Source organism: Burkholderia stabilis (genome assembly GCF_001742165.1).
Taxonomy (GTDB): Bacteria; Pseudomonadota; Gammaproteobacteria; order Burkholderiales; family Burkholderiaceae; genus Burkholderia; species Burkholderia stabilis.
Genome location: NZ_CP016443.1, coordinates 630,021 through 644,202, shown reverse-complemented (window position 1 = coordinate 644,202; position 14,182 = coordinate 630,021). Strand labels below are relative to the sequence as shown.

11 protein-coding genes are annotated in these 14,182 nt (G+C 65.9%); 8 read left to right on the top strand and 3 right to left on the bottom strand.

Features of this window, described 5'->3' with window-relative positions:
• Nucleotides 1-81: 81 nt before the first annotated feature.
• Nucleotides 82-1,497 (bottom strand): ATP-binding protein, encoded by a 1,416-nt coding sequence (locus BBJ41_RS20925; protein WP_083281929.1) that lies wholly within the window; start codon nt 1,495-1,497, stop codon nt 82-84.
• Nucleotides 1,497-2,210 carry a response regulator gene (locus BBJ41_RS20920; protein ID WP_069748236.1) on the bottom strand — a complete coding sequence of 238 codons (714 nt, stop codon included), beginning with the start codon at nt 2,208-2,210 and terminating at the stop codon, nt 1,497-1,499. Before BBJ41_RS20920 ends, BBJ41_RS20925 begins: the two co-directional genes overlap by 1 nt.
• Nucleotides 2,211-2,367: 157 nt before the next feature.
• Here BBJ41_RS20920 and BBJ41_RS20915 point away from each other — a divergent pair, with 157 nt between their 5' ends.
• The 6 genes from BBJ41_RS20915 to BBJ41_RS20890 all read left to right on the top strand — a co-directional run bounded on the left by BBJ41_RS20915 (nt 2,368) and on the right by BBJ41_RS20890 (nt 9,562).
• A complete protein-coding gene (locus BBJ41_RS20915) occupies nt 2,368-3,570 on the top strand; it encodes an ABC transporter substrate-binding protein (protein WP_069748235.1) in 1,203 nt (400 codons plus the stop codon).
• The gene (locus BBJ41_RS20910) at nt 3,567-4,661 is read left to right on the top strand and encodes a FecCD family ABC transporter permease (RefSeq protein ID WP_069750296.1); all 1,095 of its coding nucleotides are present in this window, start codon (nt 3,567-3,569) and stop codon (nt 4,659-4,661) included. Before BBJ41_RS20915 ends, BBJ41_RS20910 begins: the two co-directional genes overlap by 4 nt.
• Nucleotides 4,658-5,485, top strand: coding sequence for an ABC transporter ATP-binding protein (locus BBJ41_RS20905; protein WP_069748234.1), 828 nt, complete (start codon nt 4,658-4,660; stop codon nt 5,483-5,485). The genes BBJ41_RS20910 and BBJ41_RS20905 overlap by 4 nt, the downstream gene beginning before the upstream one ends.
• Nucleotides 5,486-5,521: 36 nt before the next feature.
• Nucleotides 5,522-7,894, top strand: a complete 2,373-nt coding sequence (locus BBJ41_RS20900; protein WP_069748233.1) for a TonB-dependent receptor — start codon at nt 5,522-5,524, stop codon at nt 7,892-7,894.
• A 41-nt stretch (nt 7,895-7,935) separates the two neighbouring features.
• A complete protein-coding gene (locus tag BBJ41_RS20895) occupies nt 7,936-8,616 on the top strand; it encodes a Fe2+-dependent dioxygenase (protein ID WP_069748232.1) in 681 nt (226 codons plus the stop codon).
• A 148-nt stretch (nt 8,617-8,764) separates the two neighbouring features.
• Nucleotides 8,765-9,562, top strand: a complete 798-nt coding sequence (locus BBJ41_RS20890; RefSeq protein ID WP_069748231.1) for a hypothetical protein — start codon at nt 8,765-8,767, stop codon at nt 9,560-9,562.
• A 252-nt stretch (nt 9,563-9,814) separates the two neighbouring features.
• Here BBJ41_RS20890 and BBJ41_RS40520 read toward each other — a convergent pair whose 3' ends face one another.
• A complete protein-coding gene (locus tag BBJ41_RS40520) occupies nt 9,815-10,150 on the bottom strand; it encodes a hypothetical protein (protein ID WP_223151213.1) in 336 nt (111 codons plus the stop codon).
• A 164-nt stretch (nt 10,151-10,314) separates the two neighbouring features.
• Between BBJ41_RS40520 and BBJ41_RS20885 the strand changes: the two genes are divergently transcribed.
• Together BBJ41_RS20885 and BBJ41_RS20880 are read left to right on the top strand one after the other, a co-directional pair.
• Entirely contained in the window at nt 10,315-12,270 is a 1,956-nt protein-coding gene (locus BBJ41_RS20885) for a Xaa-Pro dipeptidyl-peptidase (RefSeq protein ID WP_083282053.1), read from the top strand.
• A 162-nt stretch (nt 12,271-12,432) separates the two neighbouring features.
• Nucleotides 12,433-14,169, top strand: a complete 1,737-nt coding sequence (locus tag BBJ41_RS20880; protein WP_069748229.1) for a S10 family serine carboxypeptidase-like protein — start codon at nt 12,433-12,435, stop codon at nt 14,167-14,169.
• Nucleotides 14,170-14,182: the final 13 nt, after the last annotated feature.

Below are 14,182 nucleotides of genomic sequence, written 5' to 3'. Positions count from 1 at the left end.
CGAGGATCGTGCCGTTCACCGTACGATGAACGGCGAACGAACCGATTCTACAAACGAATCGCGTGACCGGTGCAACGCCCGTTACGCGCCGTCGCGCGGGAGCGCAAGAATCGCATCGAGGCCGCCGCCGTCGCGATTGCGCAGTGTCAGCGTGCCGCCGTGCAGCGTCGCGATGCTGCGCGCGATCGTGAGGCCGAGGCCGGTGCCGCCGTCGTCGCGATCGGCGTGCGCGCCGCGCCGGTACGGTTCGAACACGCGTTCGAGCCAGTCGTCGGGAAGCCCCGGGCCGGAGTCGCTGACGACAATGCGCACCGCGTCCTTGCCGTCGCGCACGTCGATCGTCACCGGGGCGCCGCCGCTGTAGTGCGCGGCGTTGTCGAGCAGGTTCTGCAGGCAGCGTTTCAGGTTGCGCGCGAAGCCCGACACCGGCGCCGACGCGTGCCCGCGGATCACGACCGCCTGGCCGGTATCGCGCGCATCCTCGGCCAGCCCTTCGAGCATCGAATCGAGATCGATGCCGCGGCGCGGCTCCGTCACTTCCACGCCGCGCACCGCGTCGAGCGCGCTGCGCACCATCGATTCCATTTCGTCGAGATCGCCGCGCAGCCGGTCGCGCCACTCGGGGTCCGGCAGCATCTCGGTGCGCAGCCGCAAGCGCGTGAGCGGCGTGCGCAGGTCGTGCGATACCGCGCCGAGAAAGCGCGCGCGCCCGGCGAAGCTGTCGATCAGTTGCCGCTGCATCGCATTGAACGACTCGGCCGCGCTGCGCACTTCCGACGGCCCGTCGACGGCAAGCGGCGGCCGGTGGATGTCGCGGCCGAGCGCTTCGGCTGCGCGCGCGAGCTGCGTGAGCGGCTTCAACGCGAAGCGCACCGCGACGAACGCGACCGCGCACACGGCGACGAAGCGGATCAGGTACAGCCGCAGCAGGTAATCGACGACGAGCGACGCGGGCATCGCATGCATGCCGGCCTGGCCTTCGTCGGCGCGCACGTCGAGCCAGCCGCCGGACGGCAGGCCGACCTGGACGTGAAATTCGCCGGTCGGCATCCGCGAATCGAACAGGCTCAGCGGGCCCGCATGGCGGCCCGTGTCGTCGTGCAGCTCGGCGTCGACGAGGCGAAACGGCGTATCGGCGCCGAGCCGGCGCGACAGGACGCCGGCGATCAGGCCGGCCGTCGCGTGCTGCGCGAACGTCAGCGTGCCGGCCGGCGAGGGCGCATCGACACGGCGCAGCCGGTAGCGTGCGTCGCCGAGCGCGGCGATGACCGCATCGCGCGCGGCCGCGTCCGGCGCGGCGTCGACGAGCCGCAGCGTATCGGCGAGCCGGCTCGCGAACAGCCGCGCCGGAATTTCGAGCATGCGGTTGTCGTGCGTGTCGAACCAGATCGTGCCGGTGAGCATCTGGCCGGCGAACATGCCGGCCGCGAGGATCGCGACGAGCCGGCCGAACAACGAATCGGGCCAGACGCGCAGCTTCAGGCGGCGCGCGCGCATCACGCTTCGTGCACGACGTCCGCGACGAGCATGTAGCCCTCGTTGCGGACCGTGCGGATCAGCGCCGCGTTGCGCGCGGCATCTTTCAAGTGGTGGCGCAGCCGGCTCACGCACACGTCGATCGAGCGATCGAGCGGCGCGAGCTCCTTGCCGAACACGCGATCGAGCAGGAATTCGCGTGACAGCGGGCGGTTCGGGTGATCGAGCAGCGCGCGCAACGTGCGGTAGTCCGAGCCGCCGAGCGACACGACGACCCCGTCGGGCGACATCATCTGCTTCATCCGCGTATCGAGTTGCCAGCCCGCGAAGCTGACGAGCGACGACGCCTCGGTGCGCCGGGCGCCAGGAATCGCGCGCGTGCGGCGCAGCACGACCTTGATCTTCGCGACGAGCTCGCGCGGATCGAACGGCTTCGGCAGGTAGTCGTCCGCGCCCATCTCGAGGCCGAGGATCCGGTCGAGCAGGCCGCCGCGCGCGCTCAGGATCACGATCGGCACGTCGTGGCGCTGCCGCAGGTCGCGGGTGAGATCGAGGCCGTCCTCGCCGTCGAGCATCAGGTCGAGCACGACGAGATCGACGCTCGCCGTACCGAGCGCCTGCCGAAGCTGCAAGCCGTTCTCGGCCAGCGTGACGCGGTAGTTCATGCCGCGCAGGTAGTCGCCGAGCAGCGTACGGATGTTCGGATCGTCGTCGACGACAAGGATGTGGTCCATCAGGAGAAGCGTCCGGGTAAATCGAAATGAATCTGAAAGGCGGGGCGCGCCAACACATTCCATTACAAAAGGCTGCGCTGCCAACACATCGCCATTACACGCAATGATTACAGTGTCGCCCTTCAAATGGCAATGATTCTCATTCAGAGGCGACATTATGGCAATTTCCAGACATTCGTGGGTGCGGCGTGCGTGCTTCGGCGCAGCCGCGCTGATGATCGGCGCGGCCGCCGTGCACGCAGCGGCGGCGACCGCGCCTGCTTCCGCGGTGTCGCCCGCGCCGGCGACCGTGACCGATCTCGCGGGCCGCACGGTTCGCGTCCCGGCGCAGGCGCCGCGCCGGATCCTGCTCGGCGAGAGCCGGCTGCTGTCGGCTGTCGCGCTGCTCGACGGCGCGCAGCCGCTGGCACGCATCGTCGGCTGGCAGGGCGACCTGCCGCTGATGGACCCGCAGACCTACGACGCCTATGCACAGGCTTTCCCGCAGATCCGCCGCATTCCGCTGATCGGCCAGGCGACGGAAGACAGCATCAGCGCCGAGAAGGCGCTGAGCCTGAAGCCCGATCTCGCGATCTTCAGCCTCGGCGGGCACGGGCCGAGCCGCTACAACGCGCTCGTGAAGCAGCTCGAGGCGACCGGCACGACGGTCGTGTTCGTCGATTTCCGGCTGCATCCGCTGCAGAACACGCTGCCGAGCATCGCGCTGCTCGGTGCGGTCATGCATCGCAGCGAACAGGCGAATGCGTACGCGGCGTTCTACCGTGCGCATCTCGCACGCGTCGAGGCGGTCGTGAACCGGATTCCGGAGGCGCAGCGGCCCAAGGTGTTCGTCGATCTACTCGCCGGCGTGTGGGATGCCGGCTGCTGCCACACGGCCGGCAACGGCAACTTCGGCGAATTCGTGACGGCCGCGGGCGGGCGCAACATCGCGGCGGGGCTGCTGCCCGGCGTGCTCGGCGACATCAGCATGGAGCAGGCGATCGCCGCGCAGCCCGACGTGTACATCGCGACCGGCAGCCGCACGAAACCGGGGCTCGCGTCGCTGCGGGTCGGCGCGCAGACGAGCGCGCGCGATGCGGCGGCGAGCCTCGCGCAGCTCGCCGCGCGTCCGGGTTTCGATGCGATCAAGGCGATCCGCGACGGCCGCGTACACGGCATCTCGCACAATTACTACGACTCGCCGTACAACATTCTCGCGATCGAAGCGTTCGCGAAGTGGTTCTACCCGCAGCAGTTCAAGGATCTCGACGTGCATGCGACGCAGGCCGAACTGCATCGCCGCTTCCTCGCGATCGCGCCGCAGGGCGCCGAGTGGGTCGACACGCCGTTGCCGGCCGCTTCGTCGCAGGCCGCACGATGAGCGACGCCGTGCTTCAGGATGCCGTACCCGGCCGCGCGGCCCGGCACGCGCACGCGACGAGCCTGCGCGACTATCGCCGTCTCACGACGCGGCGCGCGGCCGCGCTCGTCGTCGTCGCGTTGCTGATCGTCGTGTCGGTGCTGTTCGATCTGTCGTCCGGGCCGTCGGGGATGCCGGTCGCGACGCTGTTGCGCACGCTCGTCGAGCGCGCGGGCGCCGATCCGGCCGCACGCGTGATCGTCTGGCAGATCCGTCTGCCGTATGCGGCGATGGCCGTGCTCGTCGGCGCGGCGCTCGGGCTGTCCGGCGCGGAGATGCAGACGATCCTCGCGAATCCGCTCGCGAGCCCGTACACGCTCGGCGTGTCGGCCGCCGCCGCCTTCGGCGCGTCGCTCGCGATCGTGCTCGACGTGACGATTCCGGGCATCGCGCAAACCTGGGTCGTGGCGGCGAACGCGTTCGTTTTTGCGTTCCTGTCCGCGTTGCTGCTCGACGTGGTCGCGCGCTGGCGCGGGATGAACACCACGGGCGTCGTGCTGATGGGCATCGCGCTCGTGTTCGCGTTCCATGCGCTCGTGTCGCTGATGCAGTTCATTGCGTCGGCCGATGCGTTGCAGGGGCTCGTGTTCTGGACGCTCGGCTCGCTCGCACGCGCCGACTGGCCGAAGCTCGCGGTGCTCGCCGCGGCGCTCGCGATCGCGCTGCCGCTGTCGATGCGCAACGCGTGGACACTCACCGCGCTGCGGCTCGGCGAGGATCGCGCGGCGAGCTTCGGCATCGACGTGAAGCGCGTGCGGCTCGCGACGCTGCTGCGCGTGTCGGTGCTCTCCGCGCTCGCGGTGTCGTTCGTCGGCACGATCGGCTTCGTCGGGCTGATTGCGCCGCATCTCGCGCGCACGCTGTTCGGCGAGGACCACCGGTTCTATCTGCCCGGCAGCCTGCTGCTCGGCGCACTGATGCTGTCGCTCGCCTCGATTGCATCGAAGCTGATCGTGCCGGGCGTGCTGATCCCGGTCGGGATCGTCACGGCGCTGGTCGGCATCCCGCTGTTCCTCGGCATCGTCGTCCGTTCGCAGGGAGGGCAGGCATGAGCGGGTTGACGATCGACGGACTGACGGTACGTTACGGGCGGCGCGACGTGCTCGTGTCGCTGAGCGCGGGGCCGTTGCCGCGCGGCTGCATCACCGCGCTGCTCGGCCCGAACGGCAGCGGCAAGTCGACGCTGCTGCGCACGCTCGCGGGGCTGACGCGTGCCGCGTCGGGCGCACTCGCGCTCGACGGCGAACCGTTCGTGCCGGGGCTGCGCGGCGCGCGTTCGCATGGCGTCGTGTACCTGCCGCAGGCGCTGCCGGCCGGCGTGCGCCTGCAGGTGCTCGAATCGGTCGTGGTCGCGCGCCGCGCGACGCGGCATGGCTTGATGGCGGCCGGCCGCGCCGGCGGCGGGCAGGGCGACGACATCGCCGCACTTGCGGTGCTCGCCCGGCTCGGCATCGAGGCGCTCGCGCTGCGCACGCTCGACGAACTGTCCGGCGGCCAGCGCCAGCTCGTCGGCCTCGCACAGGCGCTCGCACGCGATCCGCAGGTGTTGCTGCTCGACGAGCCGCTGTCCGCGCTCGACCTCAATCACCAGCACCAGGTCATGGCCGCGCTGCACGACATCACGCGCGAACGGCAGCTCGTGACGGTCGTCGTGCTGCACGACATCAGCGCCGCGCTGCGCGGTTGCGACCGCGCGATGCTGCTGCACCGCGGCCGCATCGTGCGCTTCGGCATGCCGGAAGACGTCGTGACGCCCGCCAGTCTCGCCGACGTGTTCGGGGTTGCCGCGCGCATCGAGCGTTGCTCGCGCGGCCAGCTCCAGGTGCTGATCGATGGGCTCGCGGCAACCGGTCCGGTTGCCGCCGCGTCGCGCTAGCCGTCCTCTTCATTACTCACATCACCGGAAGGATTCATGTCGTCGTCTCATCAACGAGCCGGCCGATCGCCGTCGGCCTTGCTGTCGAACCTGTTGGGCGCCACGCTCGGGCTGGCCATGCTGTCGGCCGCGCATGCGCAGCCGGATGTGCCGGCCGCCGCGCCGGACGCGTCGTCGTCGCCGGGCGCCACGCTGCCAGCGATCGACATCCACGCGCATTCGTCGCCGTACCGCACGGAATTCCTGCAGTCGGACCAGTTCACTGCGCCGCTGCTGGACGTCGCTCAGAGCGTCGCCGTCATCCCGAAGAAGGTGCTCGACGAGCAGCAGGCGCAGAGCCTGCAGGACATCCTGAAGAACGTGCCCGGCATCACGTTTACGTCGGGCGAGGGCAACCTCGGCTGGGGCGACATGTTCACGATCCGCGGTTTTTCAGGCGAGCAGAGCATCACCGTCGACGGCATTCGCGACGCGGGCCTCGCCGGGCGCACGGATACGTTCAACGTCGAGCGCGTCGAGGTGTTCAAGGGCACCGGCACGATCGAATCCGGCGTCGCCGCGCCGGGCGGCAGCGTGAACCTCGTCAGCAAGGAAGCGCACGCCGGCGACGCGTACCACCTGTCGACGACACTCGGCTCCGCGAGCTACCGGCGCGTGACGGCCGACCTCAACAAGCAGTTGACGCCGACGTCGGCGTTCCGGCTGAACCTGATGCGCCACTACAACGCGGTCGACGGCCGCGCGGTGACCGACTACGACCGCTGGGGCGTGGCCGGCTCGCTGGCGCTGGGCCTCGGCACGCCGACGCGCGTGACGATCGACTATCTGCACCAGAACGACGTGAACACGCCCGACACCGGCGTGCCGATCGAGCGCGGCACCGGCGGCGCACGCATGCCCGGCGTGCCGCGCAACGGCTGGTACGGCGACCCGAACCTGTTCACCGATCGCGAGGTGACGGATCGCGCGACGGTCAAGGTCGAGCACGACTTCAACGACAACGTGCGGATTTCCAACCTCACCCGTTTCGAGCAGACCGACCGCATCACCGTGCTGTCGCCCGCGCGTTTCAATTCGACCGACGGTACGTCGTACGGCTACACGGGTACGGGGCCGCTCGTGACGAGCGGCGCAGGGCTCGCGTCGTACAGCGGTTATGCACCGCTCGCGAATGCGTCGCCGCTGGCGGTACTGCGCGGCAGCAATTTCGGCACGTCGAAGCGGTACGACATCGTGGCGAACGAAACCAACCTGAATCTCTCGTTCGACACGGGCGGCCTGCATCACGACGTCGTCGCGGGCGCGGAGGTGTATCACGAGCGCTACGGCGACCTCGCCCGCACGATTCTCGCGCCGTCGGTCAATCCGGTCATGAACCTGACGAACGCGTACGGCACCAGCATGGGCGGCGTGCCGACGCTCGAAGGCGGCGCGGGCGACTACGCATCGCTGACCGATGCGGGCGTCTATCTGCGCGACACCGTGACCGTCACGCCGAAGTGGCTCGTCGAAGGCGCGGTGCGCTACGACCGCTTTTCGCTGAAGCAGGTCAACGGCGCGGCGAACGCGCACACCGTCGCCCGCAGCAACGACGGCGCATTGAGCGGCCGCGTCGGCATCACGTACAAGCCAGTGCCGTTCGGCAGCATCTACGCGACCTACAGCCGGGCCGCGCAACCGTCGGCGGTGGGCGCGACGACCAACAACGTGATCTACGGCAACACGTCGAGCCAGGACTTGCAGGCGGCCGTCGCGCAGACGTGGGAACTCGGCTCGAAATGGGATCTGTTCGATCATCGACTATCGGTGACGGGCGCGCTGTTTCGCACCGAGCTGTCCGATTCGTGGGATTACGGCGACGGCACGACGACGGTCGTGCGCGCGCTGCCGCCGCGCCGGGTGGACGGCCTCGAGCTCGGCGTGTCGGGCAACTTGACCGACCGATGGTCCGCGTTCGCGGGATTCGCCGCGATGCGCGGGCGTATCACGAAGGGGGCGAATGCCGGGTTGCGGCCGGCCAACGTGCCCAACGCGACGTTCAACCTGTGGACGACGTATGCCGTCACGCCGAAGCTGTCGGTCAGCTATGGCGCGCAGTACGTCGGCACGCGGCGCTATACCGACAACGGTTACGTCGGCGGCCAGAACAACAACAGCAGCACCGTGAACGGCGCGAGCGGCAAGCATCCCGTGTACGTCGCGGACAACGAAAAGGCGCCGTCGTTCTGGCTGCATTCGATCGCCGCGCGTTATGAGGTCGACAAGCACCTGACGGTGGGCCTCAACGTGCAGAACCTGTTCGACACGTCCTATTACTCGGCGATCGGCGCGTCGCTCGACGGCTTCCAGTTGTACGGCGTGCCGGGAGCAGGGCGCACGGTGATGGCGACCGCCGACATCCGGTTCTGACGCATGCGCGCGCCTGCATCGATTTCGAAGGAAAACACACGATGATGATCGAGATTCCGGGCGTGTTCAGCCCGGCCGAGGCCGCCCAGCTCGTCGAGCGGCTGCGCGCCGCGCAATGGGTCGACGGCCGCGCGACGGCCGGCGCGCAATCGCGGCGGGTGAAGGAGAACCGGCAGCTCGACGGCGATGATCCGCTTGCGCGCGAGATCGGCGACGAGATCATCCGCCGCCTCGCGCAGAACGCGGTGTTCATGTCGGCGGCGCTGCCCAAGCGGATTTATCCGCCGCTGTTCAATCGTTATGCGGGCGGCGAGTCGTTCGGTTATCACGTCGACAACGCCGTGCGCGGGATCCGCGCGTCGCGCGAGCGCGTGCGCACGGATTTGTCGGCGACGCTGTTCCTGAACGATCCGGCGAGCTATGACGGCGGCGAGCTCGTCGTGCGCGACACGTACGGCGAGCACCGTGCGAAGCTCGCGGCCGGCAGCATGATCCTGTATCCGGGGTCGAGCGTGCACAAGGTCGAGGCCGTGACGCGCGGCGAGCGGCTCGCGTCGTTTTTCTGGGTCGAGAGCCTCGTGCGCGAGGATGCGCAGCGGAGTTTGTTACTCGATATGGACGTCGCGATCCAGCGGTTGACGCAGCAGGACGCCGACGGGGAATCGTTGTTGCAGCTCACCGGGGCGTATCACAACCTGTTGAGGATGTGGACGGATGTTTGAGCCGGGTGCCGCCGGATGAAATCCCGGGATTGAAATCCACCAGGATGAGACGCAAATCCACTTGGAACGGCGTGGAGCGGGGCAGAATAGGGTGAGCCGTCGGCACTGTGCCGCTCATGAAAATCCACCTCGTCTCCAGGCGTTCCAGATGGCCAATATCTTGCGTCAGATCCGGTCGGCACCACGAACGGTGACGGGCGTCGCATTCGCCGTCTGTCTGCTCACAGGTTGCGCCGCGATGACTTCATCCGTTCCGGCCGATCCCGAGCAGCAGTTCGTCGCGGAGCAGCGGAACGCCAACATGCAGTACATCCAGAGCCTGGCAGCGTACAAGCCCGCTTTCGAGAATCCCGGCAGCTATAGCCGGGCGCAAGTGCTGGAAAAGTACGACGCGATGCTTTATCAATACTCGGTCGCAGCGGTCAGTTGGGTCCGCGCGGTTTATCCGGCCGCCCGGCAAACGCTGCCGCCATCCCTTCGACCGTTGCCTGCACCGTCCGGCCCACTCGGTCTGACAGACGTGAACCGACACTACGAGCATGCGCTCGAAATGAACGCCGTCATGTGGGAGATCAGCATGGCCGCGGATTTCGGCAAGCCGTCGAAACTGGCGGTCCCGAAGTACAACGGTCCGTTGCTTTTCATGCCGGTCGCGCCGCCTTTTCCACCCTTGCAGGATGTCCGCGATCCGCAGTTCGCGCGGCTGGTGGCCATGACCAGGAAAGTGGACGACGCGCAGAAGGCGGACCTCGCGCAGCAGCGTGCGGCGACCGCGAGACAGATGGCGGAGAACGCCGCGATGCACGCGGCAAACCATCCCCCGGGGCCGAATCCGCTCGACTCGATCAATCCGCGGACCGGGTTGCCGTATCCGCCGCCGCAGGTAGAGACGCAGCGCTGGTGCACGATGATGGGCAATGGGGTTGGCGGGCGCGTTCCGTGTTGACGCGTGGAGATTGGCCGCAGCGTGCCGGTATGAGTCGGCGATGATGTTTTCCGGATGTATAGAAAGTCGCGGATCTTCTGCATCAATAAGATTGATTATCCGGCGTTAAAAGTGACATCAGCCGTCATCCACGGTGCGGCTGATGTGACGATAAAAGGGATATCACATGCAGCCATCACGGCGTTTCGTGCATGTGCGGGACTTTATGAAATTCCGGCCGAAGCGTTTCGGATTCGATCTCGAATCGACGGATTAAATCGAATCGAGAAATAAAAGTGTAACCACGGCAAGTGGCAAAACTGCCGCTCCCGCATTGCGTGCGGTGACGAACGCAACTGCTGCGGCGAAACGCATCGGTCGCGGTTGCCACGGGACTCCGCGACAAGCGCCGACGATCACCTCTTCCGGTTCCGGAAACCCGCCACTGTAGCGGATCTCGTCGAACACGGTCCTCCACTGCGACCCGATAGTCACCGTGTTTTTCCATGTCGGATACAGCTCGTGAAAGCGGAATGGCTCACCCGCGCGGGTGCACGACATGTCGACATCATCGGCCGGGCCGACATGCAACGCGTTTGCCATCGACATCGTCCGCACGTTGGCATTCCGGCGTGGCAGTTGTCACTCTTTTAAGAATTTCCTTGACATTCGTAATATGGATGTCATTTCATACGGTCTGAAATATTTCACAGTGTTACAAAGAATTCGACTCATTAGTTTAGCGTTCCTCAATAAACAGGATGTCGGAGAACATGAAAAAAACACAATGGGTGGGGGATCGTCCTTTTTTCAGGCGCAACGCCCGGCTGCTGAGTTTGCTCGTGCCGATAGCAATCCAGCTGGCCGGATGCGGCGGGGATGATTCAGCTTCGCCGCGCGCATCGAACGACGGGAACGCGCCGGGCCAATCGGCTCAGCCCGGCACCGAGACGACGGCCCCCGCGCCGGCGCCCTTTACGCCACCCACGCCGGTGCCCGAAGTCGGCACGCAATACGAGCGCTCGCCGACCGGGTTGTCCTATCCGAAGCTGGCCACGCTGTATCCGGGACACGACGGCCCGACGGTCGAGAACGGCATGATCTTGCCCTGGCTGTCGATGCGGCCGCCGCTGAAGCTGAACGTGATGGTGCAGACACCGTTCGACACTGACGGGGACGGCAAGCCCGACCGGATCGCGCTGCGCATCGTGCAGCCCGCCGAAGTGGCGGAGGGGCTCAAGACGCCGGTCATCGTGCGGCCGTCGGTGTACTACGCGGATCCGACTTACGCGACGCAGGCGCGCGCACCGTTTCTTGGCGAGGCGGAGTATTTGCGGATGGGTTACACGATCGTCTACGCCGATTCGATCGGCACCAACCAGTCGGATGGCTGCTGGTCGGTGATGGACCGTACCGAACGCGACGCAATGGCGAGCGTCGTGCGTTGGTTGACGGGCGACCCTGTCGCACCGGGTTTCGATCTTCAGGGCAAACAGGTTGCGGCATCCTGGTCGACCGGGCACGTCGCGATGGAGGGGATTTCCTATGGCGGCACGCTGCCCACGATGGTCGCGGCGACGGGTGTGCCGGGGCTCGAGGCGATCGTGCCGGTGGAGGGCATCAGTAGCGGGTACGACTATTTCCGCTACAACGGCGTGATCGCGGATATCGACAACACGGTATCGCTTGGCAGCTACATGAAATCCCAGCAGGCGTCGGTTCGCTCGGCGATCTGCGAGCCCGCGCGCGTTGCAGCGGTCACGGCCTCCGACAACGCGAGCTATGCATACAACGATTTCTGGAAGGCGCGCAACACGGTGTCGCTGGTCGACCGGATTCAGGCCGCTACGCTGATCGCACAGGGGCAGGCCGACAACAACGTCAAGACGAAGAACGCGACGCAACTGTACGACGCGTTGTATCGCGCGAAGAAGCCGGTGCAGCTCTGGCTGCATAGTCGAAATCACGACGATCCCGCCTGGCAAAAGGAATGGCAGAAGCAGATCGTGATGTGGTATTCGCGCTATCTGTTCGGCGTCAACAATGGCGTCGAGACGCAGCCGACGTACGTGCGCGAGACGCCGGCGGGCGACATCCCGGTCGGCGCGACGCTTCCCCCCGATCCGAATGACACGGGCGACACGCTGATCGGCCACTGCCATTCGGGCCACAATCCGCGCGACTGCATTCCGGCGGGCGAGCTGTTCGTCAAGGAGGATGCATGGCCGAAGACGGTCGACACGTCCTACTATCTGCGCGGCGACGGACGGACCGGAGGATTGCTGACGCCGAACACGGCGGAGGGCACGCAGGCTGCCGCGGTCGATTTGAGCAACGCAACGGCCGTGACCTACGAGACGAAATCACTCGCGAACGCGACCCGCTACGCCGGCGCGATCCGGGTCGCGATGCGTGGCCGGTTCGCGCCCGCCGTCACCAACATCAAGGCCACCTTGTCGGTGGACGGACACGACGTGACGTACGGATGGGCCAATCCGCGCTTCTACAAGGGGCTGGACGTCGCACAAACGATCGCGCCGAACACGGACTACGATTTCTCGCTGGAGATGATGCCGCGCGATTTCACGGTGCTGCCGGGCAGCAAGGTCAAGTTGAAGCTCGAGGGCTACCAGGGCACGTCACTGGTGACGCTCGATCTGTCGCACACCGTGCTTGCCATGCCGGTTGTTCCGAAGGCACGCGTAGCGGCAGTCATGATGGTGAAGTAGCAGAAGGGGCAGGCCGCGAACCGACAGTCGGCGTCTGGATGCATGGATAGCCGACGCTGTCGGGCATGACGAGGGATGGGACGAAAAGGTTGCGGGGTTGATCGAAGTCCTTGTGTTTATCTAAGCATATCTAATGAATTTAACTGTTCAGGAGATTGATCAATGACGAGAAAAATTCCAATCTGGGCCGTGGCCACCGCGCTCGCGGCTGCAGTGCTGGCCGCATGCGGGGGTGACGACCCGACGTCCGCCGCAGTGAGTGCGGCGAACACGACGGTCAGCGCGCCGTCCGCACCGGTCACGGCGGCAGAAGAGTCTGAACTGGACGTGTTTGCACGAGTCGCGCCGGCCGACAAGGTGCTGAATGACGGCAACACCTACGACACGACGATCAACGGCTCGATCGCGATATCCCGGATCAACGAGGATTCGTCGGTCAAGCGGCACACGATCACCATCAACGGCAAGGTGCTGCCGTATGTCGCGCGCGCCGGGCACCTGGTTGCGTATCGACAAAACGCGGCAGGCAAGAAGGCCGAGGCCGCGATCTTCTATACGGCGTACACGCGTGACGCGCTGCCCAAGGAGAATCGCCCGGTCACGTTCTTGTGGAATGGCGGCCCCGGGTCGGCATCGATCTGGCTGCACATGGGATCGTGGGGCCCGAAGCGGCTCAAGTCCGATGCACCGAACATGGCCGATCCCACGAAGCAACCCGATAGCTTCCCGTTTGAGGACAATGCGATTTCGCTGCTCGACCAGTCGGACATCGTTTTCGTCGATCCGCCCGGGACAGGTCTCTCCACGGCCATCGAGCCGCTCAAGAACGGCGACCTGTGGGGAACCGACGACGATGCCCAGGTGGTGGCCGACTTCATCACGAGCTATACGAACAAGTACAACCGGCAGAGCTCTCCGAAGTACCTGTACGGCGAATCCTACGGCGGCATCCGCACACCGATCGTCGCCAATCTGCTGGAGCAGGCGGGAACCAGCGGTTACGCGCCCGATCCGTCCGGCAAGCCGGCCAGGGTGCTGGAAGGGTTCATCCTCAATTCGCCGCTCGTCGACTACAACTCCAATTGCGACATGATGGGCGGGCGGGTGACATGCGAGGGTTACATCCCGTCCTACGCAATGACGGCAGACTACTTCAAGAAATCCGTCAAGCGTGGCACGCAAACACAGGAACAGTATCTCGGTGAGTTGCGCACGCTGGCGAGGGCTGCATTCCAGACGACCTACGGTACCTATTTCACCAACGGCCGGCCGAACGGCCAATGGAATGCGTATGCGGCAAGCGCTGCCGGACAGGCTCTCCTGAACCGGATGGCCGACTACACCGGTATTCCCGCGTCGACCTGGAAGAGTGCGTTCAACTACACGCCGGGGCCGTTTCGAAGCGCGCTGGTGCCCGGGTACAACCTCGGGCGCTACGATGCGCGCATGAAGGTGCCGAACGGGAACAGCTTCGCGGCGGACAGCTACATCGACGTGGCATTCCTGAACCAGCTCAAGACGTATTTCCCCGATTTCGTCAACTACAAGACCCAGTCGAGCTACCAGCCACTGAATAACGCGACGATCGGAAACTGGAAATGGAAGAGGACGGGAAGCAAATCCTATTACCCGCAGAGCATTACCGACATTCAAGCCGTTCTGACCGCGAACCCCGATGCCAAGCTGCTGATTCTTCACGGTTATGAAGATATCGCGACGCCGGGTTTCCAGACCGAACTGGATCTCGAGGGGGTGAACCTGAGCGATCGCATTCCAGTCAAATGGTTCGAAGGCGGTCACATGATCTACAACACGGAGGCATCGCGCGCGCCATTGAAGGAGACGATCGACAGCTATTACAAGTCGCCAGCGCGTATCGCGGACGGTTCCTTACTGTAAGCCGAGGACAGCT

What these genes read in the sequence shown, in the direction of transcription:
- BBJ41_RS20915 (WP_069748235.1), top strand. Translation starts at nt 2,368, where the DNA reads ATGGCAATTTCCAGACATTCGTGGGTGCGGCGTGCGTGCTTCGGCGCA.
- BBJ41_RS20905 (WP_069748234.1), top strand. Translation starts at nt 4,658, where the DNA reads ATGAGCGGGTTGACGATCGACGGACTGACGGTACGTTACGGGCGGCGC.
- BBJ41_RS20895 (WP_069748232.1), top strand. Translation starts at nt 7,936, where the DNA reads ATGATGATCGAGATTCCGGGCGTGTTCAGCCCGGCCGAGGCCGCCCAG.
- BBJ41_RS20910 (WP_069750296.1), top strand. Translation starts at nt 3,567, where the DNA reads ATGAGCGACGCCGTGCTTCAGGATGCCGTACCCGGCCGCGCGGCCCGG.
- BBJ41_RS20900 (WP_069748233.1), top strand. Translation starts at nt 5,522, where the DNA reads ATGTCGTCGTCTCATCAACGAGCCGGCCGATCGCCGTCGGCCTTGCTG.
- BBJ41_RS20890 (WP_069748231.1), top strand. Translation starts at nt 8,765, where the DNA reads ATGGCCAATATCTTGCGTCAGATCCGGTCGGCACCACGAACGGTGACG.
- BBJ41_RS20885 (WP_083282053.1), top strand. Translation starts at nt 10,315, where the DNA reads ATGAAAAAAACACAATGGGTGGGGGATCGTCCTTTTTTCAGGCGCAAC.
- BBJ41_RS40520 (WP_223151213.1), bottom strand. Translation starts at nt 10,150, where the DNA reads ATGTCGATGGCAAACGCGTTGCATGTCGGCCCGGCCGATGATGTCGAC.
- BBJ41_RS20920 (WP_069748236.1), bottom strand. Translation starts at nt 2,210, where the DNA reads ATGGACCACATCCTTGTCGTCGACGACGATCCGAACATCCGTACGCTG.
- BBJ41_RS20925 (WP_083281929.1), bottom strand. Translation starts at nt 1,497, where the DNA reads ATGCGCGCGCGCCGCCTGAAGCTGCGCGTCTGGCCCGATTCGTTGTTC.
- BBJ41_RS20880 (WP_069748229.1), top strand. Translation starts at nt 12,433, where the DNA reads ATGACGAGAAAAATTCCAATCTGGGCCGTGGCCACCGCGCTCGCGGCT.